General features: G+C 70.2%; 21 protein-coding genes and 6 pseudogenes. 14 read left to right on the forward strand and 13 right to left on the reverse strand.

Going from position 1 to position 22,724, the window contains the following annotated elements:
• Positions 1-12: 12 nt before the first annotated feature.
• Positions 13-304 (reverse strand): annotated as a pseudogene (locus tag SCK26_RS37280) (transposase); the annotation flags it as partial.
• 3 nt (positions 305-307) lie between these two features.
• Between SCK26_RS37280 and SCK26_RS37285 the strand changes: the two are divergent.
• A pseudogene (locus tag SCK26_RS37285) lies at positions 308-670 on the forward strand (transposase); the annotation flags it as partial.
• A 135-nt stretch (positions 671-805) separates the two neighbouring features.
• On the opposite strand, the gene SCK26_RS37290 reads toward SCK26_RS37285, so the two are convergent.
• On the reverse strand, positions 806-1,333 hold the full coding sequence (locus tag SCK26_RS37290; protein ID WP_318205795.1) for a GNAT family N-acetyltransferase: 528 nt from the start codon (positions 1,331-1,333) through the stop codon (positions 806-808).
• 89 nt (positions 1,334-1,422) lie between these two features.
• Here SCK26_RS37290 and SCK26_RS37295 point away from each other — a divergent pair, with 89 nt between their 5' ends.
• Positions 1,423-2,193 carry a transposase gene (locus tag SCK26_RS37295; protein ID WP_318205796.1) on the forward strand — a complete coding sequence of 257 codons (771 nt, stop codon included), beginning with the start codon at positions 1,423-1,425 and terminating at the stop codon, positions 2,191-2,193.
• Positions 2,194-2,349: 156 nt separating this feature from the next.
• On the opposite strand, the gene SCK26_RS37300 is transcribed toward SCK26_RS37295, so the two are convergent.
• Positions 2,350-2,841, reverse strand: a complete 492-nt coding sequence (locus SCK26_RS37300; protein WP_318205797.1) for a helix-turn-helix domain-containing protein — start codon at positions 2,839-2,841, stop codon at positions 2,350-2,352.
• 93 nt (positions 2,842-2,934) lie between these two features.
• Between SCK26_RS37300 and SCK26_RS37305 the strand changes: the two genes are divergently transcribed.
• From SCK26_RS37305 to SCK26_RS37320, 3 genes and pseudogenes are all read left to right on the forward strand, one after another.
• Positions 2,935-3,432 carry a hypothetical protein gene (locus SCK26_RS37305; RefSeq protein ID WP_318205798.1) on the forward strand — a complete coding sequence of 166 codons (498 nt, stop codon included), beginning with the start codon at positions 2,935-2,937 and terminating at the stop codon, positions 3,430-3,432.
• A 403-nt stretch (positions 3,433-3,835) separates the two neighbouring features.
• Positions 3,836-4,493, forward strand: a pseudogene (gene mobF, locus SCK26_RS38125) (MobF family relaxase); the annotation flags it as partial.
• Positions 4,494-4,857: 364 nt separating this feature from the next.
• A complete protein-coding gene (locus SCK26_RS37320) occupies positions 4,858-5,532 on the forward strand; it encodes a hypothetical protein (RefSeq protein ID WP_318206193.1) in 675 nt (224 codons plus the stop codon).
• Between the two features lie 441 nt (positions 5,533-5,973).
• On the opposite strand, the gene SCK26_RS37325 is transcribed toward SCK26_RS37320, so the two are convergent.
• Positions 5,974-6,507, reverse strand: coding sequence for a MarR family winged helix-turn-helix transcriptional regulator (locus tag SCK26_RS37325; protein ID WP_318205799.1), 534 nt, complete (start codon positions 6,505-6,507; stop codon positions 5,974-5,976).
• Positions 6,508-6,645: 138 nt separating this feature from the next.
• Between SCK26_RS37325 and SCK26_RS37330 the strand changes: the two genes are divergently transcribed.
• Together SCK26_RS37330 and SCK26_RS37335 are read left to right on the forward strand one after the other, a co-directional pair.
• Positions 6,646-7,185: a phenolic acid decarboxylase gene (locus tag SCK26_RS37330; protein ID WP_318205800.1), complete on the forward strand. Its 540-nt coding sequence runs from the start codon at positions 6,646-6,648 to the stop codon at positions 7,183-7,185.
• A 438-nt stretch (positions 7,186-7,623) separates the two neighbouring features.
• Positions 7,624-8,250 (forward strand): hypothetical protein, encoded by a 627-nt coding sequence (locus SCK26_RS37335; protein ID WP_318205801.1) that lies wholly within the window; start codon positions 7,624-7,626, stop codon positions 8,248-8,250.
• A gap of 268 nt (positions 8,251-8,518) precedes the next feature.
• On the opposite strand, the gene SCK26_RS37340 is transcribed toward SCK26_RS37335, so the two are convergent.
• The 3 genes from SCK26_RS37340 to SCK26_RS37350 form a co-directional block, all read right to left on the reverse strand.
• Positions 8,519-9,376, reverse strand: a complete 858-nt coding sequence (locus tag SCK26_RS37340) for a hypothetical protein (protein WP_318205802.1) — start codon at positions 9,374-9,376, stop codon at positions 8,519-8,521.
• Positions 9,377-9,777: 401 nt separating this feature from the next.
• Positions 9,778-10,014 (reverse strand): hypothetical protein, encoded by a 237-nt coding sequence (locus SCK26_RS37345; protein WP_412080821.1) that lies wholly within the window; start codon positions 10,012-10,014, stop codon positions 9,778-9,780.
• Between the two features lie 250 nt (positions 10,015-10,264).
• Positions 10,265-11,131, reverse strand: a complete 867-nt coding sequence (locus tag SCK26_RS37350; RefSeq protein ID WP_318205803.1) for an SDR family NAD(P)-dependent oxidoreductase — start codon at positions 11,129-11,131, stop codon at positions 10,265-10,267.
• 57 nt (positions 11,132-11,188) lie between these two features.
• On the opposite strand from SCK26_RS37350, the gene SCK26_RS37355 reads away from it, so the two are divergent.
• Positions 11,189-11,653: a MarR family winged helix-turn-helix transcriptional regulator gene (locus SCK26_RS37355; RefSeq protein WP_318205804.1), complete on the forward strand. Its 465-nt coding sequence runs from the start codon at positions 11,189-11,191 to the stop codon at positions 11,651-11,653.
• A gap of 531 nt (positions 11,654-12,184) precedes the next feature.
• Here SCK26_RS37355 and SCK26_RS37360 read toward each other — a convergent pair.
• A complete protein-coding gene (locus SCK26_RS37360; RefSeq protein WP_318205805.1) occupies positions 12,185-12,691 on the reverse strand; it encodes a helix-turn-helix domain-containing protein in 507 nt (168 codons plus the stop codon).
• A gap of 56 nt (positions 12,692-12,747) precedes the next feature.
• On the opposite strand from SCK26_RS37360, the gene SCK26_RS37365 reads away from it, so the two are divergent.
• Complete coding sequence (locus SCK26_RS37365) at positions 12,748-14,316, forward strand: MFS transporter (protein WP_318205806.1); 1,569 nt, start codon at positions 12,748-12,750, stop codon at positions 14,314-14,316.
• 624 nt (positions 14,317-14,940) lie between these two features.
• On the forward strand, positions 14,941-15,159 hold the full coding sequence (locus SCK26_RS37370) for a hypothetical protein (RefSeq protein WP_318205807.1): 219 nt from the start codon (positions 14,941-14,943) through the stop codon (positions 15,157-15,159).
• A gap of 863 nt (positions 15,160-16,022) precedes the next feature.
• Here SCK26_RS37370 and SCK26_RS37375 read toward each other — a convergent pair.
• Both SCK26_RS37375 and SCK26_RS37380 read right to left on the reverse strand, forming a co-directional pair.
• Positions 16,023-16,556, reverse strand: coding sequence for a hypothetical protein (locus tag SCK26_RS37375; protein WP_318205808.1), 534 nt, complete (start codon positions 16,554-16,556; stop codon positions 16,023-16,025).
• A gap of 276 nt (positions 16,557-16,832) precedes the next feature.
• Positions 16,833-17,216 (reverse strand): annotated as a pseudogene (locus SCK26_RS37380) (LysR substrate-binding domain-containing protein); the annotation flags it as partial.
• Between the two features lie 93 nt (positions 17,217-17,309).
• Between SCK26_RS37380 and cynS the strand changes: the two are divergent.
• A complete protein-coding gene (gene cynS, locus SCK26_RS37385; protein WP_318205809.1) occupies positions 17,310-17,780 on the forward strand; it encodes a cyanase in 471 nt (156 codons plus the stop codon).
• Positions 17,781-17,930: 150 nt separating this feature from the next.
• Entirely contained in the window at positions 17,931-18,428 is a 498-nt protein-coding gene (locus SCK26_RS37390; protein WP_318205810.1) for a nucleoside deaminase, read from the forward strand.
• Positions 18,429-18,444: 16 nt separating this feature from the next.
• On the opposite strand, the pseudogene SCK26_RS37395 reads toward SCK26_RS37390, so the two are convergent.
• Both SCK26_RS37395 and SCK26_RS37400 read right to left on the reverse strand, forming a co-directional pair.
• Positions 18,445-19,005: pseudogene (locus SCK26_RS37395) on the reverse strand (IS5/IS1182 family transposase); the annotation flags it as partial.
• 111 nt (positions 19,006-19,116) lie between these two features.
• Positions 19,117-20,016, reverse strand: a complete 900-nt coding sequence (locus tag SCK26_RS37400; protein WP_318205811.1) for an alpha/beta hydrolase — start codon at positions 20,014-20,016, stop codon at positions 19,117-19,119.
• Positions 20,017-20,101: 85 nt separating this feature from the next.
• Here SCK26_RS37400 and SCK26_RS37405 point away from each other — a divergent pair, with 85 nt between their 5' ends.
• Both SCK26_RS37405 and SCK26_RS37410 read left to right on the forward strand, forming a co-directional pair.
• Positions 20,102-20,692: a TetR/AcrR family transcriptional regulator gene (locus SCK26_RS37405; protein ID WP_318205812.1), complete on the forward strand. Its 591-nt coding sequence runs from the start codon at positions 20,102-20,104 to the stop codon at positions 20,690-20,692.
• A 283-nt stretch (positions 20,693-20,975) separates the two neighbouring features.
• Entirely contained in the window at positions 20,976-21,605 is a 630-nt protein-coding gene (locus SCK26_RS37410; protein ID WP_318206181.1) for a hypothetical protein, read from the forward strand.
• A gap of 144 nt (positions 21,606-21,749) precedes the next feature.
• On the opposite strand, the pseudogene SCK26_RS37415 reads toward SCK26_RS37410, so the two are convergent.
• Positions 21,750-22,368 (reverse strand): annotated as a pseudogene (locus tag SCK26_RS37415) (transcriptional regulator); the annotation flags it as partial.
• Positions 22,369-22,724: the final 356 nt, after the last annotated feature.

Raw genomic sequence — 22,724 nt, forward strand, 5'->3', positions numbered from 1 at the left:
CATGATGATGCGACGTCTGGTGGTCCTGCCCACGTCGTAGCGGGTGGCAGGGTGCCGGTTTGCCGAGCCGAGTGGCCTGCCGGGGCCCGGCTGGTTGGGTTCGGGTGCACGCGCCGGGTCGGACAGGCTCGGGCGCAGGTTTCTGAACCCCGGCGGACCCGGGCGGGGGTGAGCCGGCCGGGTCCGGCCGGTCTCTCCCAGGGGTGGCGCAGGTCCGCGGCCAGCGGCTGGGCGAGGCGTGGTTGCGTGTGGGCCGCGATGAGGGCCATGTCCACCGGTCCGCCGCCTCGGGGGTGCGGAGCTTAGTGACGCCGACACCCGCCTGGTCGTCGTGGTCGGCCGGCCGCTCGCCGGTAGCCGCAACGACTGCAAGGCGTGGGAGGAGTCCGGTGCCAAGGCCGCCGTCGGCAAGACCCTCACGATCGCCGACGGCGGCTACCCGGGCACCGGACTCGTCATCCCGCACCGCTGCAAGCGCGGCCAGAGTGACCTCCCGGACTGGAAAGAGGAACACAACAAGTTCCACAAGCAGATCCGAGCCCGCGTCGAGCACGTCTTCGCCCGCATGAAGAACTGGAAGATTCTCCGCGACTGCCGCTTGAAGGGCGATGGCGTCCACCACGCCGTGCTCGGCATCGCCCGGATGCACAACCTCGCCCTCGCCGGATAGGCCGGCGGACTACACGGCCACCGAGCCTGCCCGAGGAGACTCAGAGATCATTTACGGGACAGCCCTTAGGCTAAGGCTTGTCCCGTAATCGCTGGTCGCGCGTTATGAAACGCCCTCATGCCGGGGCAGGGGTCGTCACTGGGCCTCGATGCACAGGTCCCGGATGAACCAGTCGAGACGTGTCCCGTCCTCGCCGTACGTGTGCTTGCCGGGGATGAACCCCGCCCGCTGGGCGACTGCGGCAGATGCGGCGTTCTCCGGCTCTACCCGGATCACTGCCTCCTTCCCGCCCTCACTTGCCGCGTACCGGGAGACCAGGAGGACCGCACGGGTGGCCAGGCCGCGCCCCCTCCAGGACGGGTAGAGGCCGTAGGCGACATTCACCTGGCCGGGAGCCAAGCCCTCTGCTGCGAACCGCAGGTCGATCGTCCCCGCGAGCGTCTCATCGGCGCCTACCCGAATGCCGAAAGCGCGGAGTGGCCCGGCGGTCACCCACTGTTCCCGACAGTGCCGGATGTACGCTTCCACGCCCTCGCGTGTGCCGGGACCGCCGCTGAGCCAGCGAACCAGCGGCTCATCCTCCCCCGCGAGGTGCGCCTCGGCATCGTCCAAGCACAGGGGAGACAGAGCGATGATCCCGTCGGACAGCTTCACTTCATGCATCCGGCGATTCTTGACGCCGGAGCTGCGTCGCGCCATCGGATTGCGCGGGGGTATCGCGTAGAGCCACCATCACAGAGGATGATCTTGATGTGGCTGGTGTGGTCACGGCGTCGGAGCCGTCCTGGATAGCCCCGTTCACCGGGCTGAGCCCGCGGCAGTTCAACAAGCTGGTCACCGCGTTGCGGCGCGAGGGCGCGGATCCGGTGCGCAAAGGCCGACCGTGGAGCCTGCCGCTGGAGGACCGCGTGCTGCTGGTCGCGGCGTACTGGCGGACGAACCTGACGCTGCGCCAACTGGCGCCCCTGTTCGAGGTGTCCAAGTCCGCTGCCGACCGGATCGTCGATCATCTCGGCCCGTCGCTGGCACTGCAGCCGCGCAAGCGGTTCCGCCGCGACGCCGTGCTCATCGTGGACGGCACTCTGGTCCCCACCCGCGACCACCAGGTCGCCGAGCAGTCGAAGAACTACCGCTGTTCAACCCATCACCAGGTCGTCATCGACGCCGACACCCGCCTGGTCGTCGCGGTCGGCCGGCCACTGCCGGGCCACCGCAACGACTGCAAGGCATGGGAGCTGTCCGGTGCGAAGGCCGCCGTTGGCAGAACCACGGTCATCGCGGACGGCGGCTACCGGGGTACCGGCCTGGTCATCCCGCACCGCCGCGAGAAAGGCCAGGCCGAACTCCCCGCCTGGAAAGAGGAACACAACACCTCCCACCGCAAGGTCCGCGCCCGTGTCGAGCATGCGTTCGCCCGCATGAAGAGCTGGAAGATCCTCCGCGACTGCCGCCTGAAAGGCGACGGTGTCCACCACACCATGCTCGGCATCGCCCGCCTGCGCAACCTCGCCCTCGCGGGATAACGGGCAAACGGCCAGGCCATCCGACACGTCAGAGATCATTTACGGGAGAAGCCTTAGGGCCGCAGCACCCAACGTTTGTCCCATGGCCCAGGCGTCGGTCCCGCTGCTTGGATCATGCTTCTCGCCATACGGGCTGCTGAGTACGATCCTGGGGTCTCAGGAGCTTTCCAGGAAGCGCGCGCCCGGCCCGGGCGTGCGGCAGACGTCTTCCGGGGCGAGGTGGCTGTGCCCCGCAGCGCACTCGAGGACGACCTTGACCGGCTCGTCGCAGGAGCTCGCATCGTCGATGGGCCGGTGCCGGACGATGACCGACGGGCCCTGCGGGTCGGCGAGGTAGGTGTCGCCCCATTCCAGGAGCGCCACGAGCGTGGGCCGCAACGCCCGGCCCTGCTCGGTGAGCTCGTAGGCGAAGCGCTGCCGGTTTCCGGGCTCCTGATAGGGCACGCGGCGCATCACTCCCGCGGTCACCAAGGTTTCGAGCCGAGTCGCCAGGAGATTCTTGGCGATCCCGAGGCGGGAGTGGAACTCTCCGAACCGGCGCGCGCCGTCCAGCGCTTCACGGACGATCAGCAGCGACCAGCGCTCCCCCACCACCGAGAGGGCGCGCGCCACCGAGCAGTTCACCGGGTCGATTCGCCGCGTCTCCATGGGACGAGTGTACCCGTCTGGGTTTACAAATTGCACTTAGCCCTCGTAGCCTCCGGCCTGAGTTGAAGAAGTAAACTCACAAGGAGATCGACCATGCCCATGCTCGACGTGTACATCCCCGACGGCGCGCTCCAGCCGAACGCCGAGGCGGCGCTGCTGAACCGCATCACCGAGATCCTCATCCGCAACGAGGGATTCGACCCCGCCGACCCGGTGAGCCGCTCCGTCTCCTGGCTCTGGCTGCACCGGCCGGCCGGCATCTACGTCGGCGGAGAACCCGCGGACGCACCTCGCTACAAGGTCGTCCCGTCCGTCCCCGAGGGCCAGCTCGACGAGCAGAAGCGTGCGCGCGTCATCGCCGAGGTCACCGAGGCCATCCTCGACGCGGAGAACGGCGCCTGGCCGCGTGACGCCAGCCGGATCTGGGTATTCCCCACCGAGATCCCCGAGGGCCACTGGGGCGGCTGGGGCCGGATCAGGCCGCTCGCGACGATCCTCGCCCGACTTACCGGCGGCGACACCAAGTGGGCCCGTACCCTCGCGCGTGAGCGGATCGCTGCAAGCCGAGCCGAACACGCCCGCCTGCCCTGATGAGCGCCCAACGAAGTGGAAATCGATGCGGCCGGTGACACAGTCGTGGACGCCCTCGCCGCCGACGCGGCTTCCCTGCTGATCCAGGACGGGTGAGCCGATGTACACGAGCGTCTAGCGGCCCGGGTTGTCGGGCAGGCACACCGGCCATCGTACGGCGCGGCAGGCGGGCGGGGAGCGGTCCAGTACAGTCCCCGGTCACCCGTGTCATGCCGGCCGGCAACACCGCACGTCACGCCGTGTCAGACCTGTTGGGGGGTAACAGAGGCGGCGCGCGAAGCCGGGGTGACGTGGACGAAGGAGCTACGTCCGGTGACAGGGTCTAGAAGACTGATGAAGATCTTGGGTTCTGGCCCCGCCGCGTCGGCGGCGGGGCCAGACTCGTGGGGTGGTTCAAGGGGACGTGGTAAGCGAGCGGCAGGCCGAGCTGCTCTTGGGGGAGGGTCGGCACCCGGACGCCGACCGGATCGAGCGCGAGCTCCTGGCGGCGGGGGAGAGCCCGGCCCGTGCCCGGCGGGTGACCGTGCTGGGCAGGCCCGTCGAGCACAACGCATCCTCGAAAACGGAGAAGGCGAAGGAGCGCACGCCGTGGCTGGCGCTGGACCTGGTGTTCCGGGTCCCGTCGACGGCACACATCGCGTGGGCGCTCGGAGGCGACGAGACCCGGCTGGTGCTGGAGCCGTGTCAGGACGTCGCCCGGGACAAGACGCTGGCGTGGCTGGAGGAGTCGGTCGCGCAGATCCGATGGGGGGAGCGGCGGCAGGCACCGCCGGCCGGTGAAGGACGGGCTGATCGTCGCGGTGTTCCGGCATTACGAGTCCCGCGCTGCCGAGTCCAAGCCACTGCTCCACGACCACGCGGTGGTGTCGATCCGTGCCCGGCGGCCGGACGGGACGTGGGGCAACCTCTCCGCGGACACGACGCTGGCCCACATCGTCGCCGCCGACACCCTCTACACCCGCTACCTGATGGAGGAGGTGTCCGCCCGGCTCGGGTGGGCGTGGGAGCCGCGCGAGGTGACCCCGGGCCGCCGGCCCGTCATGGACATCGCGGGCATCGGCCGGCGGCTGATCTGCTGGCAGTCGACCCGCCGCCAGCAGATCGAGGACGCGCTGCCCGTCCTCACCGCCAAGTACGAGGAATGGGGGGGGGCACGCGCCGGGGGAGCGGGCCTCCTGCGCGCTGGCCTGCCAGGCCGCCGACCAGACGTGGGGCCGTCCGCCGCCCGCGCCACCGGGGCCGCCGTGTCCGCCGAGGGCGCCGCGGAGGCCGCGCCCGCCCAAGCGCACCGAGCTGCTGTCGCTGACCGAGCTGCGCGAGCGGTGGCGTGCCTCGTCGATCCGGGCGTTCGGGGCCTGCACCGTCTACCGGCTCGCACAGCGGCCGCGGGCGGCGGCCGCGGCGGTGTGGACGCGGGTGCGGCCGGTGGCCGACATCGCGCTGGCGGCCGTCGACGTCGTCGCCGTGGTGAACGTGCTGCGCGGCGCCTTCGCATGCCACCACCTGCTCGCCGAAACCCGCCACCACTTCTCCCACGTCCTGCGCGGCCGGCCCCACCAGCCCGGCGTGGACGAGAGAATCGTGCAGACGGTCGTCGACGACTACACCCGCCCCGTCGGGCGCGGCCGGATGATGACCGCCGACCTGCGCGCCCTGTACCCGCGTGACACCGAGGATCAGGCCGTGCTGCGCCCGTTGACCCGCACGCGGACCGCCCCGCCGTACGAGCGGGCCCGCCTCGCCGCCGACGCGCTCGGACCCCGGGCCCGGGCCGCGCGTCGCGCGGACCACTTGGGCTCCCGTACCCGGCGGCGCACCATGGCCGTGCCCGCCCTCTCGAGGCCGCGCCCGCAGCCGTTGCGCACCGGCCGGAAGGGCGGCCATCTCCTGGAGCGGGAGGCCGCCGTCGACTTTATGGGCCAGGAGACCGGCGTCGACACGGTGGAGCAGACCCGCCCGAGACTCGAAGCCGTCGCCGCCAAGCTCCAGGACGGCATCCGCGAGCGCGCCACCACCTTCGGCCCCGACCCGCCCCAGCACACCGAGCAGCCCGGCATCCGGCACACACCGGGCCGGAACCCCACTGGAGGAGTCGCGTGAGCACCCCGCAAGAACGCCCCAGCCCCGACGGCGCACTCGCCCGTGCCCACGCGGCGCGCGCAGATGGCTGCCGCGCTGGACGAGGCCCTGGAGCCTGGGGCCGGTGAGTCCCTGGGGGCAGCCGGTCTGGAGGCGGCCCCGCAAGCCGAAGTCCAAGGGGGAGCTGCGTAGGCAGCAGGGGCGGCTGGAGGCCGCCGGATGGCGCAGCCTTGCTGCCGGGCAGTCGCGTCGGTCCCGGCCCCGGCAGAACCGGATCGGCAACGTGGCCGCGTGCCGCGACGCCCGCATGTGTCCCTGTGGCACTCGACCGCCTGGCTGTGGTGACCATGCCGGGCAGATGCCCTCCGGGCCCGTCGTGGCCGAAGAGCAGGGCATGGCCGGCGGGGATGTTCAGCTCAGAGCCTGATCATGGTCGCACTCGACGGGGTGTTCGCACCGTGATCAAGGACTGATCGAGTCGGGACGGGTGCTGTCGCCCGTCTCCAGCGCGGTGACCAGCCGGTCCAGAGCCGGCAGCGCCTGGTGCAGCGCCGCCCGGTCGGCGTCGGACAGCTCCTCCACGACGCGGGTGAGCGCCGCGGTGCTGGCCCGGTCATAGCGCTCCAGCAGGTGAAGGGCCTCCTTCGACGCGGTGAGCACCACGGTCCGTTGGTCGTGCTCGGGCCGGACCCGTTCCACCAGCCGAGCGGCGGACATCGCCCGCACCAGGTTGCTCACGGTGGACGGTGCCACCCGCACGCGTGCGGCCGCCGCACCGGGGCTGAGGCCCTCGGGCGAGGAGGACAGGGCCCGCAGCAGTTCGATCTGCGCCTCCGGCAGGTCCGGCAACCCCTCGGCGTTGCGGGTGGCGCGCAGGACCGCGCGCCGCAGCGGCCCCAGAAGCTCGCCCAGTCCGGCCGCGACGCGTGCCGCCCCCGGCGCGCCGGGTACACCGCGGTCGCCCGTCCCGTCCGCCGCTCTGTCTGTGTTACGCATGCCACCATTGTGGACCGCGAAAATAAAGTTTTGTGTCAAATATATTTTGTGGCACAGTGGTGAGTGAGGGCGAGGACACCGACCCGGCCGAACCCCACGCCGTCGGTGACCGCTCACAGCACAGCAAGGAGCACCACCATGACCACCGCGCACGACACCCCGACGACCGTCGAGAACCCCAACCCGCCGCAGGATCTGTCCGGCATCGTCGGGCACCGGTTCATCTACACGTACGCCAACGGCTGGCAGTACGAGATGTACGTCAAGAACGCCACGACCATCGACTACCGCATCCACTCCGGGATGGTCGGCGGCCGCTGGGTGAAGGACCAGGAGGTCGACCTGGTGCGGCTCGCCGACGACGTCTACAAGGTGTCCTGGAACGAACCGACCGGCACCTCGGTCGTCGTCAACGTGCTGCCCCGCCGGCGAGTCCTGCACGGCACCATCTTCTTCCCGCAGTGGATCGAGCAGGACGGCAGCAAGACGGTGCTCTACCAGAACGACCACCTGGAGGAGATGCGCGCCTACCGGGACGCCGGCCCCACCTACCCGATCTACGTCGTCCCGGAGTTCGCCCGCATCACCCTGTTCGAGTACGTCGGCGAGAACGACGAGAGCGTCGTCGCGGTGGGCCCCGAGGACCTGCCCCGGGGCTTCGCCGACCGCACCAACTGACGGGAGGCGGCGTCACCCCGCCGCCTCCCGCGGCGGTACCCCCGGGGTCGCGGAGCCGGTCCCAGCCAGTGCTAACCAGACCTCCCCGAGGACCAGACCGGCGCAGACCTCCGGAGCGACGGGTCGCGGTCAACAGCGCGTCGCCATGCCCGAGCCCTGTCCCGGGCGCGGCACTCCACCGCCTGGCTGTGGTGACGACGCCGGGCGGACGATCTCCGGGTCCGTCGCGGCCGAAGACCGTGTCACAGCCGGCCGGGATCGCTGGGCGAGTGCCCCCGGCGTACTGCGGACGGCCCGCAGCGCGCTTCGCCCGGACCGCCGCCAGGCCGCCCTGCCCACGACCCCACTGCCGGCCCCGGCCTGTGTCAGGCCGGGGCCGTGCATCGCCGGGCCGGCGCATGGCCTGCAGGGCCATGCGTAGCGTGACAGGGGGTCTCGGTGCTGTGCGAGGAGGAGTACGACCCGGTCACGGGCCAGCTGCTCGGTGCCGGCTGCGACGACCACGCCGCGGCGGTCACCTCGACGGCCGCCGAACTCCACCGGGCAGGCATCGGTCACCGGCTCGGCTTCCGGACCGAGGTCGGGCACCGGCTCGCAGGCGGCTTCGTGCAGCGGGCGGATCTGGTGGTGCGGGCGCCGGAGGCCGGGGTGCCGGTGCTGCTGGAGGTCGACCGCCGCTCCGAGGACGCACATGTCTTGGTCGCCAAGCTGCGCCGGTACTGGCAGTGGGGCCGGCTGCTGCCGAAGGACGCGGCCAAGCGCATCGTGGACCTGGTCCGCTCCCGGCCGGACGCGATCGACCAGCTGGTCGACCACGACAAGCGGCTGTGGTGCCGGGTCTACCCGCCGACCGGCCGGGAGGGCCTGGTCCCGGTGGCGTTCGTGTTCGCGGACACCACCGAGGCGAAGGTGGCCAACACGGTGCAGGTCCTGGAGCAGCCCGACCGCTGCTACTGGATGCCGCGCCGGTACGACACCCCCTACCCGAAGGCTGTCACCGTGCGGGACTACCGCCAGCGCGTATCAGGCCAATGCTGCTCGAGCAGGAGGACTGTTTTCACATGAAGGCGCTCTCGGCTCTGGGCTACACCTGTCGAGCAGCGCCACAAGATGCGGCGTGGATACGGGCCGCACGCGCTGAGTGGCGGACACGGGTAAGCCCCTCCACGCCCGACGAATCCGGCTATTGGGTCATGGTCGCTGACACGTCCCCGGGCGAAGAGCGTGACCTCGATGCGCATGGGCTGGCCATGGCCTGGATCTACGGAGACGTGGTGCATCACGATCCAGAGCGACGTAAAGAAGGCGACACTTTCGGACTGCGCGATCGGTTTCACGCCGCTGTGCCCCTGGTGGCCTGGGTGCTGGTCGGCACAATCGAACTCCTTAATTTTGTCCGGGCACTGAACGAGGCCGGGGTGCTGAAACTTCGACAGGAAGTGTTCGACGAGCAGGTCGCCTTGAAGTCGACCATCTCGAGTCCGGCGGTGTGCGCGGCGAGCGCGGCGTCGTACACCTCGTGCGCCCGGCGCAGGGCCGCGGCCGGGGAGTCGGCGACGCCGGTGAAGACGTGCAGTCCGTGCCGGTCGGGTCGGTGCTGTGGTGTATCGGGACGTCGATTGCGTAAAGAGGGGGCCGAGGCCGCACGGAGCGTCCGTCGGGCGCGGTAGGTGGGCGAGCGGAGTCCGGCACGGAGTTCGCGGATGATCGAGCAGGGGCCCTTGGTGGCGCAGTACGCGTCGTCGGTGTCCGGGAGGGCGTTGCCCGTGGTGCCCCACATCTCGCGGGCGGCCGCGTTCACGGCGCGCAGCATCTCGCCGTTGTCGGGGCGGCAGGCGCTGTTCTTGTCGCCGACGCCGTGCCGGGCGGCGCTGATGAGGTGCTGGCGGGCCTGGCGGGCGGCCCAGCGTCGGCTGCTGGGGCCGGTGTTCTCGTGGACGTGCCCGCAGTCGTGGAAGGTGTCCAGGTGGCAGCCTGTGCAGTGGTAGGTGACCAGCTGCTGCGGCTCGCTGTCGGGAAGCCACTTGCCTTCGAACTCGGAGACGTTGACCTCCGCACCCGGGATCTCGGTGTGCGCGAAGGCGGTGACGAGGCCGACGCCGTCCGGGATCCCGCCGCGCGCAGCCACGTTCCAGAAGACGCGGGGGAGGAAGTCGTCCCAGCCCTTGCCGTGGGGCCACTGGGCGTACATGACGCCCTGCGAGGCGTCGAAGGTCGCCGTGCCGTCGACGTTGTCGCGTTGGTCCTGCTCGATCTGCGCGATCGACCCGAAGTAGGTGGCGCTGAACTCCTCGGACTCGGAAGATCAGCCCGTAGCCCTCGGGGCGGGTGTCGTGGCCGTTGTCCTTCATGATCTCGACCATGTCCTCGTAGCCGGGGTTCCCCGGGGCGATGGTGCCGACCAGCGATAACCGGTACCGGTCGCAGCTGGTGACGTGGGCCGGGTTGGTCTCGCTGACGTGGTGTGCGGTGCCGTACGTGTTCGTGATCGTGATGCTCATGCGTGGGTGTCCTTGCCGGGGAAGTGCGGGGGTCCGGCGTGGCCGGGGCGCGGCGGGTTCTGGCTGTTCGGCGGAGCGTCGGCGGCGCGACTCACTCGCGGACCGCGTCCGCGTACTGCACTTCCAGGTCGGCGCCGCCCTCGGGGTCGTCCTCCTGGTCCTCGTCGGTGTTCGGGCCGTGGACGGTGCAGACGATGTCCTCGTCGTCGTCCAGGTCTCCGTTGAGCGCCCGGTACAGGCAGGTGACGCTGTAGGGGGGGCACCCAGGCGTGGCCGGTGCATTCGTCCTCGTGCGGGCACGGCACCATGACGTCGAACCCGATGTCACCGTCGCCGTCGCCGTCGCCGTCGCCGTCGCCGTCGACGTCGGTGCGCAGGGCGAGGGTGAGGTACTGCTGACCGAGGCGGATCTCCGCGACGCCCGCCTCCGCGGTCTGACATCACAAGCGGGCGAAAGAAGCACGAGCGGGTCCAAGGCGAGGGCCGTCGAGCGTCGCGGTGCCTGGGCGGTGGGTGGGTAGTACGCGAGCGAGGAAGGCGTGGCTGCGCGCACTTCCTGCAGAGCCAGCGATCCGGTCTCAGTCAGCCAGGCGGGCGGCGAGAAGTGCCGTGGTCGCGTCCCACAACTCCCGCTGTACGCGCGGATCCCGGCCCGGGGCGGGGCACTGCAGAGGGCGGGCGCCGTCGACGGAGAAATAGCCGCCGGTGGTTGCCGTCAGAGCCGGGTCGGTGGCGAGCCGCACAATGATGCCGGCGCCCTTGCGGGGATCGCCGATTCGCAGAGTACGCAGCACCCGCTCCAGGACGGCGGAGCCGGGCAAGTCCCGCCCGAGGCCAGTGGCGTTGAAGCCGGGGTCACAACAGTTCACGGTGACCTTGGCCGCGTCCAGACGGCGGGCAAGCTCCTGCGTCCACATGATGGTCATCAGCTTCGTGCGCCCGTACAAGGCCATCGACTCCCGGCGGGTGTAGGGCGCGGTGCCCCGCAGGTCCTGAGCCGGGTCGATCGTTCCGGCCTGCTGAGCGGCTTCGGAAGCGACGTTGACGATCCGGGCCGGCGCCGAGGCGCCGAGCTTCGCGATCAGCGCCTCGGTCAGGACGTACGGGCCGAGGTAGTTCACCGCCGTCATCTCCGCGAGTCCCTCAGCGGTGACGCGCTGCGCAAAGGCGTGAAGGCCCGCGTTGTTGACCAGAACGTCTAGGCGCGGGTAATAAGCGGCGATTTCCTCGCCCGCGCGGCGGGCGTCGCAGAGCAGGCCGAGATCGGCATGGAAGACATCGACGGGCTCGTCGGTCACCGTTGTCAGTTCGGTGACAAGGGCCTCGGCCCTGCTGCGGGAGCGGGCCACAGTGCCGATGCGGTAGCCCTGGCGGGCCAGCTGGAAGGCGGCGATGCGGCCCAGTCCGGAGGTGGCTCCGGTGATCACGGCGACGGGACGGTCCATCCCACAACCCCTTTGATGAGGTACCTCATGATTGCGTTGTGCGAGGATAACCCGGACATGGAGCGGCATGAAGCGAAAGCAACGGGCAGTACTCCGGATCAGGTGGGGCTGTCCTTCCTCACCCTTGCCCACAGACTGCGCGAACAGGTCGACCAGCACATGCTCACGACCGCCGGCCTGTCCCTGTCCCGCGCCAAGGTCCTTCAGGTCTTGGCCGGCCGGGGCGCGCTTCATCAGGCGGAGCTGGCCGCCCTTCTGGGTCAGGCGCCGCGCTCCGTCACTCAGATCGTGGAGGGCCTTGAGCGCCTCGGCATGGTCGCCCGGACCGGCGACCCCGAGGACCGTCGCCGCAAGACTGTTTCCCTCACGGACACGGGTCGCACGGCCCTGGACGCCGCGGAACTGGCCGGCGCGAACGCACTGCGGCAGTGTTTCGGCTCGCTCGAACCGGACCAACTGTTCACGCTTGACACCCTGCTCTCGCGCTTGGAGGCTGCCCTCACCGGCGACAGGACCGGCTGACGGGATCAGTCCGGTGCAGGAGCAGAATCCTGGTCCCAGCGAGGCCACGGGCCTCGATGAGCGGGTGCACCATCCCGCCGCCTCATCCCTGTGACCCGTTGCGATGCGGCATTGTCTGCGAGCAGCGCGTGGAAGAGCCGGTCGATGGGCGTGGGCTGCCCAGCCACGGCACGATGCGCAGCGCCACGAACCCCAGGTCTCCAACAGCCCTGCGCGGTTCCCACCGCAGACTTGCTCCTGGGGGTACGGCCATGCCGCATCGAGTTGGCGCTACGGGCTGCGGCCCCCGTGCGGCCCGAGTCGCACCAGTGCCGCAGATACGACAAAGCCGGGTCGGGAAATGCCGGGTGCGAGGCACGGGGCGCCGCACGAGGGAGGCGCGGTCGCACTGTGGGCGGCCGCGAATTACGCGGCTCCTGTGACGCGAGACCCCGCCTCGTGGACGCAGCTCGAGGCGGGGTCTCGTTGGCGAATCCTTCGCGATGCGTGCCCCGCTGCCTGATATCGCGGACGGCCGCGAGGAGCACGACATCAACACGAGGCGAGGCGCGCCTCAGTCTCCTCGATGGGCACGTCGTGCCCGGCCTGGCACCGCACCGCGGGCACCAGCAGGGCGCCGCAGTCCGCGTGAGCGAGTTCCACCCCGCCGTGCGCATCGCCCTGGATGGTCCGCCCCCACCGCATCAGCGCGACGAGCAGCGGGAACAGCGCCCGGCCCCGTCCGGTGAGCACGTACTCGTAACGGGTGCGCGCACCCGGCTCGCGATAAGGGATGCGCTCCATGAGTCCGTCGGCCACCAGCTGCCGCAGCCGCTTGGAGGCCACCGTCTCCGCGAGACCGGTGCGCCGCACCAGGTCATCGAAGCGCCGCCCACCGTAGAACGCCTCTCTGACCAGCATCATCGCCGAGCGGGTGCCGACCACCTCCAGCGAGCGCTCCATGGCGCACCAGCCGGCCGCCGTGAAGGCGTCCCGGTCGGCGAACTCGCCCGCGCGCGTGAACACTGTGTCTTCGCCCTGCTGGTCAACGCGTTCCATGCCCCCATCCTAACCTGGCTAGTTTTTTACGCAGTCAGCCTGCTACGTTCCTGGCTATGCAAAACAGCAGTCAGCCGTCCGCGGTGCCGTCCACGCGCCCGCCAGCCCACGCCGCCACCTCCCCAACCCCGCTCGCTGAACGCAGCGGCACACCCGCCCACCCCTGGCGCGGCGTGCTCACCGTCTGCCTCGGCGTGATGATGGCCTTCGTCAACGTCTCGTCCACGATCGGCGCCCTCGGCGCCATCCAGCAGGACCTGCACCCCTCGGCCAGCACACTGGTCTGGATCACGAGCGCCTACTCCCTGGCCGTCGCCAGCCTGGTGATGTCCGCAGGCACGCTCGCCGACCTAATCGGACGCCGTACCGTTTTCCTCAGCGGAGCAGTCGTTTTCACCGCCGGCAGCGTGCTCGCCTTCACCGCGGACAGCACCACGCTGCTGATCACCGCGCAGGCCGTCATGGGCCTGGGCGGCGCCGCCGTCCTCCCCGCCAGCCTCTCGATCGTCAGCCACTCCTTCGCCGACGCGCACCAGCGCACCAAAGCGATCGGCGCCTGGGCCAGCTGCTCTGGCCTCGGCCTCGCCGTCGGCCCGCTCGGCGCCGGACTGCTCCTGAACCACTTCACCTGGCACGCGGTGTACCTGATCGACGTCGCCATCGGCGCGATCACCGTCATCCTGACGCCGTTCCTGGTGGCCGAGTCCAAGCACCCGACCCGCCGACTCGACCTTCCCGGCGTCCTCCTGGGCACCGTTGCGATCGCCTCGGCCACCTACGCGATCATCGAGGGCGGCTCCTCCGGCTACACCTCCGGCCGCATCATCACCATGTACGCCGTCTTCGCCGTCTCCCTCGCCCTCTTCCTGGTCGCCGAGGCGCGCCACCACGACCCCATGCTCGACCTGCGCCTTTTCCGCAACCCCTCCTACACCGCGGTGATGGGCGTCGCGGCAGCATCCATGTTCGGGTTCGTCGGCACCTCGCTGCTGGCCGTCCTGTACATGGAACGCGTTCAGCAACTGTCCGCGCTGGCCACCGGCGTCCGGCTGCTGGCCATGTTTGCCACCTACATCGTCGTCAGCGCCCTGGCCGGACGCCTCGTCCAACGAGTCGGCTTCACCATGATGTTGACCGCGGGCCTCGTCATCCTGGGCGCCGGAGCCCTCTCCCTGCTGGCCGTCGGCCCCTTTACCGGTTACAACGCCCTGTGGCCCGGCCTGCTCATCGCCGGCGTCGGCTCCGCGCTGCTGACCGCCCCCTCGACCGCCGCCGCTGTCAACAGCGTGCCGCGTCTGCAGGCCGGCATGGCCAGCGCCACGGTCAACATGTTCCGCCAGATCGGATCCGTCCTTGGCCCCAGCATCCTCGGCACCATTGTCACTACTCGGTTCCCCGACTACCTGCAAGATCAGCTGACCACCGCAGGCATACCCGCCCCGGACGCCTCCCGGATCACCGACGGCGCCGTCCAGGGCGACGGCGCGGCCTCACTGCCGTCCGACGCCGCCGCTCGCGCCTTCACCGACGCCGTCCACCTGGGCCTTCTCATCGGAGGCATCACCCTGCTCATCATCGCCATCCCCACAGCGATCTTCGTACGACACCGCCACACGGCAAGCTGACGCAGCGAAGAACCATCGAGCCACCGCAGGACGAGAACGACTGTCGTGTGGGCATGGACGGCACCGGTGCATCCGCCGGCCGGGGGCACGTCGGTGCGGCCGCAACCTTGTACTGATGGAAGGTCACCGCGCCGGGTCCCGCCGCAGCGGTGGGAGGCGACGCCACGGGCCCCTCGGCTCCCGGCTCCTCTTCATCCCCCGCCGTAGTGGACGGCTCGACAATGTCCGTGCCATCGAGGCCGCCGTCCTGCGCCGGGCACGGAAGAGCACGGGGAAGGGGCTCCGGGCAGCTCCGCCGTGGCACGCCGGGCCTCCGGTTCCTCAGAGAGTCAGTCCGCATGCCCAAACCAGGTTCAGCGGCCCGGCTGCGGTGCCGGACGTACACGCCGAGGTCCACCAGACGGGCCGGGCCGGCCCTCGACGGCCCAGTGGCAGGTTCCCTCGCCCTCTGCGCCGCCGCTCATCGCCCCGGGTCCCGGTGAACCCATGCGGCGGCCGATGAATACCCCCGTAAAACATTGGCCGTCGTCGGGAACCGGCCTGGCGTGGGGGCGACGCACATCCCCGGCTGCTCGGAGTCACCCGTTAGCCAGCACCTGGCTGGCCGTGGACACGCCCTCGGCCGTGGGACACCCCCTCACCGGTGCCTCCTACGCCACCCTGCTGTTCGGGCCCCACAGCAAGACTTTGGCCACGGCGGGCACCGACGGCGCGATCCGTCTCCTGCCGCTCGACGCCGACCGCGCCATCCGCCGGATCTGTACGACCACGGGCCAGAGCCTGACGAGGAACGACTGGACCCGCTACGTCGGTAGCCCGCCCTACCGCCCGCCATGCCCCTGAACCATCCGGCAGTCAGTTCGTGTGCCGTTCTGGCCGGTCGCTTGTCGGCCCGGTCACGGGCCGCGGGTCCTGAGGAAACAGGAGGCCGCGACCACAGCTGTCCGCGTAGGCGCCGACTCCGGCACACGATGCCGGAGTCGAAGGTACAACGGGCCAACCGGCGGCGCAGCGGCACTGGGTCAAGCGCGGCAGCGGCGATCTTGCTGCCGCTAGCCTCAGCCGCGCTGTAGCCGCTCCTGGCAGCTCAGAGTCATGCCTACCAAGCCCGGAGCAGCGGGCAGGATGACGGCGGTACACATGGTGAACGCCTAATACACGCCTTATGTGTGGATCGCGTACGGCATCTTCTTCCTCCAGCGGTCGATGTGGAGCAGGTGGCAGCCGGCGGGGAAGGGCGACTGGGTGCTGTGGGCCAGGTACACCAGCTCCTCGGTGATCGTGGTGCAGAGGGGACAGCCCGATTCCGGTTCGGGTGATTTCCATGCGCGGGAGAGTGCACAGGGCGGTGGCTTACCGTCTCGGGCTGAACCGGCGGCTCGCCTGGCGGGCGGCGCGGTAAAGACTTGGTGATGGCCTCCCGCCCGCCCGGCGGGAAGGACCCCGGATCGCGCTTCTACGCAGGTCAGCGCCGGGGTTCCACGGCCCGGTGATCAGCAAGGCGGAGGTCCGCCCGGAGGACGGGTGTCGCTACCCCTTCCGTGGCGTGATGGTCGGCGACGGCCACCGCGCGGCGGGCACGCCGCTGCACGGCGCCCAGAAGGGCCGGGGTCTGGCCGCGCCCGGTCGCAAGGACGGGGACGTGGTGACCGAGCGGCAGGCCGAGACGCCGACCCGTGGGCGTGTGGACGACGTACGTCCGGGAGTCATTCCCGTGGGGTGCCGAGCACTGTTCTGGCTTCCTGGACGAAGCTGCGCTGTGCCTCCTCCAGCAACGTGCTGTGCTCTGCGTACATACGGACCCGCTGGTCGAAGGATGCGGCCGGCATGCGCATGGTGTTCGCCTTCGCCGTCACGGCTTCGTGGATGGTGGCTGCCAGGTCGGCCATACGGTCGGGACCGGTGATGGCTACCGCGGTCACCGCTCGCTGCAGGGCGTCCAGGGCAGCGTTGGTGGGATCCCACAGCTCCCGGTGGTCGGCGTCGTCCCGCCAGTCGGGGCGGGCGCGGGCCATGATGATCGGGCCGAAGCTCGTTTCCACCTCGCTGCACCGGTCAAGGACGGCTGCGAACGCGGTCTGCCGCTCCTGGCGCAACCGGTGCCGTATGTCTACAGCCTCTTGATCGCGGACCTGTCGCCGGATCACCCGCCCTTGGACGAGCGCGCCGCCCAGCGCCCCCATCAGCGTGCCCGCGATCCCCAGCGCAGCAGCCCATACGGCTGCATCCCCCTGATCCATGCCCCGCATCATGCCGCCCGGCACTGCGACACATCCACCGGCGAGACCGCTGCGCGACCCCCGCTCGCGCCGGGTCGACTCAGCACGAGCCTTTGTGATCGGTGCAGGGTCTGGGTAAACACGCCGTCGATCGCGTAACGGCGGAGCCGGTACTGCGGCTCGGCCTGCCGTACAGCGTGAGTGCCTGTTTTCGACCGCCGGTCTTGAGTCGCTGCGGGATGCCAGGGTGTCTGACGGTGCCGGGGGGCCGGGGAACGGGTGTCCAGGGCCAGGCCGTCATGGGGTAGGTGTGTAGCCGCGGGCGCGGACGAGGCCATGGGTGAGGTGGGTGAAGCAGCGGGTGGCGGCGCTTTCGTAGGCGTCCGTGCGTCGCAGGAGGGTGACGGTGCGGGTGGGCAGGGGCGGATCGAGGGGGACGAGGGTGAGGTGGGGGTGGTCGTGGGTGATGGCGTCGGGCAGGACGGTGGCCAGGCCGGTGCGTTGGACGATCTCGGTGAGGGCTTGGATGGAGTGGCCTCGACCGTGATGCGGGGGGGGGCAGGTGAAGTAGGTGTCGATATGGCTTCGGGTGGCGAAGTCGTAGCTTAGCAAGGCGAGTTGGCGGCCAGTGAGTTCTCTTGCGGAGAGCGGGGCCGGGGCGGTGCGGCCCGCGGCGGGCGGGTGCTGGTGACCAGGGTGAGTTTCCACTCCAACCAACTCGCCACTCCGCCCCGTCCCCTTCTGCGGAGCGGCCCCCGAAAGGACGTACTGATCATGGTGCACGCACAGTTCGACTCGACCGCCCGTGAGGCCCTGGCCGCCAAGGCCGTGGAGGCCAAGACCGTCAAGAACCTGTCCTGGCGGCAGATCGCTGACGCCTCGGGCCTGTCGGTGGCCTTCACCACCGCCGCCGTCCTCGGTCAGCACCCGCTGCCGGAGAAGTCCGCGAAGGCCGTGGCCGAGCTGCTGGGCCTGGACGACGACGCGGTGATGCTGCTGCAGACCATCCCGGTCCGCGGTTCGATGCCGAACCGGATCCCGACCGATCCGACCATGTACCGCTTCTACGAGATGCTCCAGGTCTACGGCACGACCCTCAAGGCCCTGATTCACGAGGAGTTCGGCGACGGCATCATCTCCGCGATCAACTTCAGGCTCGACGTGAAGAAGGTCGCCGACCCCGAGGGCGGCGAGCGCGCCGTCATCACCCTGGACGGCAAGTACCTGCCGACGAAGCCCTTCTGACCCCCGGCGCCGATACAGCGTCGCATACGGGCAGATGGCAACGGGGCGGGCCGGAAGAACAGCCTTCCGGCCCGCTCCGCCCCGTTCCCCGAACCCCGCGAAGCCGCCCGTCGGCCGCATCGCCCCTTTCCCGTCCTTGGAGGATCTTTCATGGACTTCGTCCAGCGCACCATCGACATCGCCCGTCAGAACGTCGCCGAGGGCGGCCGTCCGTTCGCGACCGTCATCGTCAAGGACGGCGAGATCCTCGCCGAGAGCCCCAACAAGGTGGCCCAGACCAGTGACCCCACCGCGCACGCGGAGATCCTCGCCATCCGCGACGCATGCACCAAGCTGGGCACCGAGCACCTGACCGGCACCACCATCTACGTCCTCGCCCACCCCTGCCCGATGTGCCTGGGCTCGCTGTACTACTGCTCGCCCGACGAGGTCGTCTTCCTCACCACCCGCGACGCCTACGAGCCCCACTACGTCGACGACCGCAAGTACTTCGAACTCGGCACCTTCTACGACGAGATCGCCAAGCCCTGGCAGGAGCGCCGCATGCCGATGCGCTTCGAGGAGCGCGAGGACGCCGTAGACGTCTACCGCTTCTGGCAGCAGCGCAACGGCGGCGAGCGCCGCGTCGCCGGAGCCCCCACCGCCTGAGACCGTCATGCCCGACATGATCGGCGTCCAGGTGCACGGTGATGTCGTCGGGCAGCGGCCCCAGGTCGTCCAGACGGCCCAGGGTGGGGGCGAGCAGCGGGGAGTCGTGGCGGTTGGCACCGGCCAGGACACGGCCCAGTGGAATGCCGTATCCGTCCGTCATGCTTGTGCGTTTCAGGCCCTGTTTGCCGCGGTCGACCGGGGAACGCCCGGCCACCTCGCCGCCTCCAGGCGCCTTGTTGATGGAGCCGTCGATGGCGATCTGGTCGAGGACGAGGCCGACGATCCGGTCGTAGGACTCCAGCGCGATCTGCTTGAACCGGGCGAACACACCGAGTCGCCTTCACTCGGCGTGACAGCTGCGAATCGTGGTGGCCGAGCAGTTCGTGTCGGCGATCGCCTCGTAGGAGCGGCCGAAGCGCAGCAGTTGCAGCATCCTGTCGAAGACGATCCGGTCACTGATGCGCCGACGGTGGCAGCCGAGCGGATGGTCCGGATGGAACTCCGGCCGCTCGGGCAGCAGGGCCACGAATTGGTCCCAGAGCGGTTCGGTCAGCCATGATGGAAGCGCGGGCACAAGTCTCCCCAGTGATCACAGAGCGTCGCAACTCCATGATCACCAGGACGACCTGTGCCCGTTCTGACACCGAGGCCCTCCACCACGCCTCTCTGCGCGGCCCCTGGAGCACTAACGGCCGCTGAAGAAGTCGGTGAGGGCGGTGGCGACGGCCTCGGGCTGCTCCTCGGGGATGTAGTGACCGGCGTCGGGCACGATGACGCCGGTCACGTTCTCGGCCCACGGGCTGAGGGAGGCCGCCATATCCGGGATCGAGCCGTGGCTGCTGGAGATTCCGAGGACGGGCGCGGTCAGGCGTCGTTGCTCGAGTGCCGCGCGGTTCTTGCGCGCGGACTCGGCGGCGTCGCGGTAGTAGGCGAGGCCGGCGCGCAGGCCGCCATCGACGGCGAGGGCCGCGCCGTAGTAGTCGAGCTCTGCTTCCTCGAACGCGTCGGGCGCGAGGGACTTGGTCTTCAGGAACCAGCTGACGTACTCCCGCTCGCGGCCGGTTATCAGCGTCTCGGGAAGGCTGGGCACCACGTGGAACGCGAAGTGCCAGGTCTTGAACGCCAGAGTCGGGTCGAGGGGGATCGCTTCCGGCATGGTGATACCGGGGATTCCGGCGTCGAGCAGCGCGACCCCGTGCAGTCGGCTCTCGTAGTTAAGGGCGAGGGAGAAGGCGACCCAGGCGCCGATGTCGTGCCCGGCGAGCCAGTAGTCCCGCACGCCGAGAGCGTTCACGGCGGCCTGGATGTGCGCGGCGACCGTGTGCGTGTCGTAGCCGAGTTCCGGATGCTCGGAATTGCCTTGGCCCGGCTGGTCGATCGCTATGACCCGGAACCGATCGGCGAGAGCAGGCATGACCTTTCGCCAGGCCCACCACGTCTGCGGGAACCCGGTGAGCAGGACGGCGGCCGGTCCGTCCGGCCGACCGCCTTCGACGGCGTGCAGGCGGACGCCGTCGGCGTCGACCCAGCGGTGCGTGAATCCGGCCAGGTCATGCAGGGGCAGGGCGGGGACGGGGTTGGCCATGGGAATCCTCCATCGAGGCGGGTGGACCGTGTTTCGACGCTAGCACATCTTGAACTGGTCAGTTCAAGATGGGAGGATGGGCCGCATGGCAGGCAAGAAGCAGTTCGACATGGACACGGTGCTCGACGCCGCGATGATCCAGTTCTGGCGCTCCGGGTACGCCGACACCTCGCTCGACGACCTGTCCCGGGCGACCGGCCTGAACCGCAGCTCGATCTACTCCTCGCTTGGCGACAAGGACGCGCTCTTCCTTCGCTGCCTGGATCGCTACGCCACGCGCTACGGTGACAAGTACGACGCCGCCCTCTCGTGCGCGGCCGAGGACCCCGTTGCCGCCGTCCGCGCGTTCTTCGACGTCACCCTGGGGCGCATCGCCGATCCCGCCGTGCCCGATGGATGCCTGATGGCCCAGTCGGTCATGGCGAGTCCGGCGCTGAGTCCGAGCGTCGCAGAGCACGTCAAGAAGTTGTTCGGCCTCCAGCGCCCGCGCCTGCGCACCGCGCTGAAGGCCGGCGGAATGTCGGATGAGAACGCCGAGGACTTCGCCGTACACGTAGCGGCCGTGAACCAGTCTCTCGCGGTGATGGGCAGGGCCGGGTCGAGCCCGGAGCAACTCCGGGCGATCGTTGGCGTGACCGTCGACGCGCTCGCGCGGGCGCTGAGACCGGTCGGATAGCGGTGTTGCGTCTCGAACCAATGTACGCAGAGATTTGACATAAGAGCAGCCGTCACCGCCGCGGCGAAGGCCGCCGCCGCGGCCCGGGATCGCGTGGCCGAGTACCTGTTCGCATCGCGGCTGGAGCAGCTGACGGAGTGGCTGTCACAGGTTGCCGTGCGTTCGCTGGACGGCGAGGTGGCCGGGGCGGTGATCGCGTGAGCACCGAGTCGAGCGGCGTCGACCTCGCCCGCCAGGCCTTGGTCGCCGCCCGGGAGGCGGCGAAGAAGAACGGCGGCGCCATATGGCGAAGCCGTCACGGCGCACCGACACGGTCGTGCACCGTGACGGCCGTGACCCGCTTCCGCTGGGCGCGGCGATCACCCTGATGTTGACCGAGCGCGGCATGGCCGTCCCGGCCGCCGGCGGCAGCGTCCCGGCCCAGTTCGACGACATCCTCGCCGCGGCCGCACCCGAGCTCGCCGGTCACGTCCAGGCGGTGAAGTCCGACGCGGACACCGGCCGCCTGGACGTCGCCCCGGACGCGCCCGCCTGCGGCACGGAACTGCGCTGGAGCGCACCGAAGCTGATCGCGGTGGCCAACGAGACGGTACCGGGGGCGAACGTCCGCGCCCTGCACGTCCTGCCGTCCGCTCCCGGAAAGGTCGGCCCCGCCCTGCCGGTGCCGCGTCTCGCCGCCCGGCTGCCGCCGCGCGAGCAGTGCGTACCGGCAGGCGCCGCCGTCCCTGGGGCCCGGGCCATCACCCCGGCGGTGAAGCGACAGACCGCTGCGATGCGTGCGCACGGTCGCCGCGTAGACACGGCGGCGGCTGGCCGGGAAGCAACAGCTGCCGTGTCGACCGTCCGCGGGACGGCGGCCGTCTTCCGGCACGGTCGCAGGTGCGGAGTGACCGGCACGCGGCGGCATTGTTGAACACGGCATCGCGTGCGCGAACATCCGCCCCCGGGGACACGCGAGCGAGCCCGGGCCAGTTGGTCCGGGCTCGCAGGCTGCTCGGGGTGCGGCTGCTACAGCTCGAATTCGAGGTGTTCGATGTCCGTGAACCGGACCTCCTCCAGGGCCGCGCACGTGGAACCGCGGCACGTCCTCGAGGACCGGGTGGCCGTCGGGGACCTCGCACTGCGGCCAGTTCATCGGGTCGATGGCGTCCTTCCCCGAAGACCCGGGGTTGTGCTCGGAGTGCCGCTTGGCCGTCGGCGTCCGGCTCGGAGGCCCGGGTCGGCGGGGGAGCGCGGTCATCAGCTCCAGGCCGGTCAGGGCGGTGGAGCCGCGCGGCGTCATCACGCGCGAGGCGTACACGCCCGGGAAGCGGGCGAGTTCGGTCGGCGGGAGCTGCCCGGCGCCCCAGTGCCGGGTGTCGAGCGCGTTCCACGACGGGATGCACAGCTGCACGCAGGCCCGCTCCGAACCGGTTGTGGGGCAGTAGATCCGCGCCCACGGGCCGAAGCCGCGCTTGGTCAGCTTCCACTCCGCGCGGGCCAGCTGCTTGATGACCTTGTGGCCCTCCGGGATCCGTCCGGCGTGCTTCTCCTCCTCCGGGAGCGTGACGGGCAGGCCGTAGCGCTCCAGCGGCGGCCTCGGTCAGCACGATCAGCGGGGCGGCGTTCTTGCCGGGCCCGGAAAGCTTCGGCTGACCGATCTTGGCCTCGCGCAGCGTCCAGTCGGCCAGGGCCGGGGCCAGGACCAGCGCGCCTGCATCGTTCTGGGTCCACCATCCACCGCTTACCCAGCGTCGCGGGCGCTCCCTCCGCCGGGTCCGTGACGGCACCAAGCGTACGCGACAGAAATGCAAATCGTGCGCAATATGTACGCCAAATGTACGCTCCAAGAGGTAGTTCCAGGGCCGAGCCGCGCCGCCCGGGTACGAAGAAGGCGGTGCCGGCCGGAACCCGGTTCTCGAACCGCGGATCCGTGCCGCCCGTGGCCCGCTCTCGGTCGTAGACGTCGAGGACGGCGTACTGCGCCGGCGGCCTGGTCCTGGACGTGCCCAAGAGCATCCGCGTTTACGCCGGAGGGTGTCCGAGTCGGACG

It is taken from the genome of Streptomyces sp. SCL15-4 (assembly GCF_033366695.1).
In the GTDB taxonomy this organism is placed as follows: Bacteria; Actinomycetota; Actinomycetes; order Streptomycetales; family Streptomycetaceae; genus Streptomyces.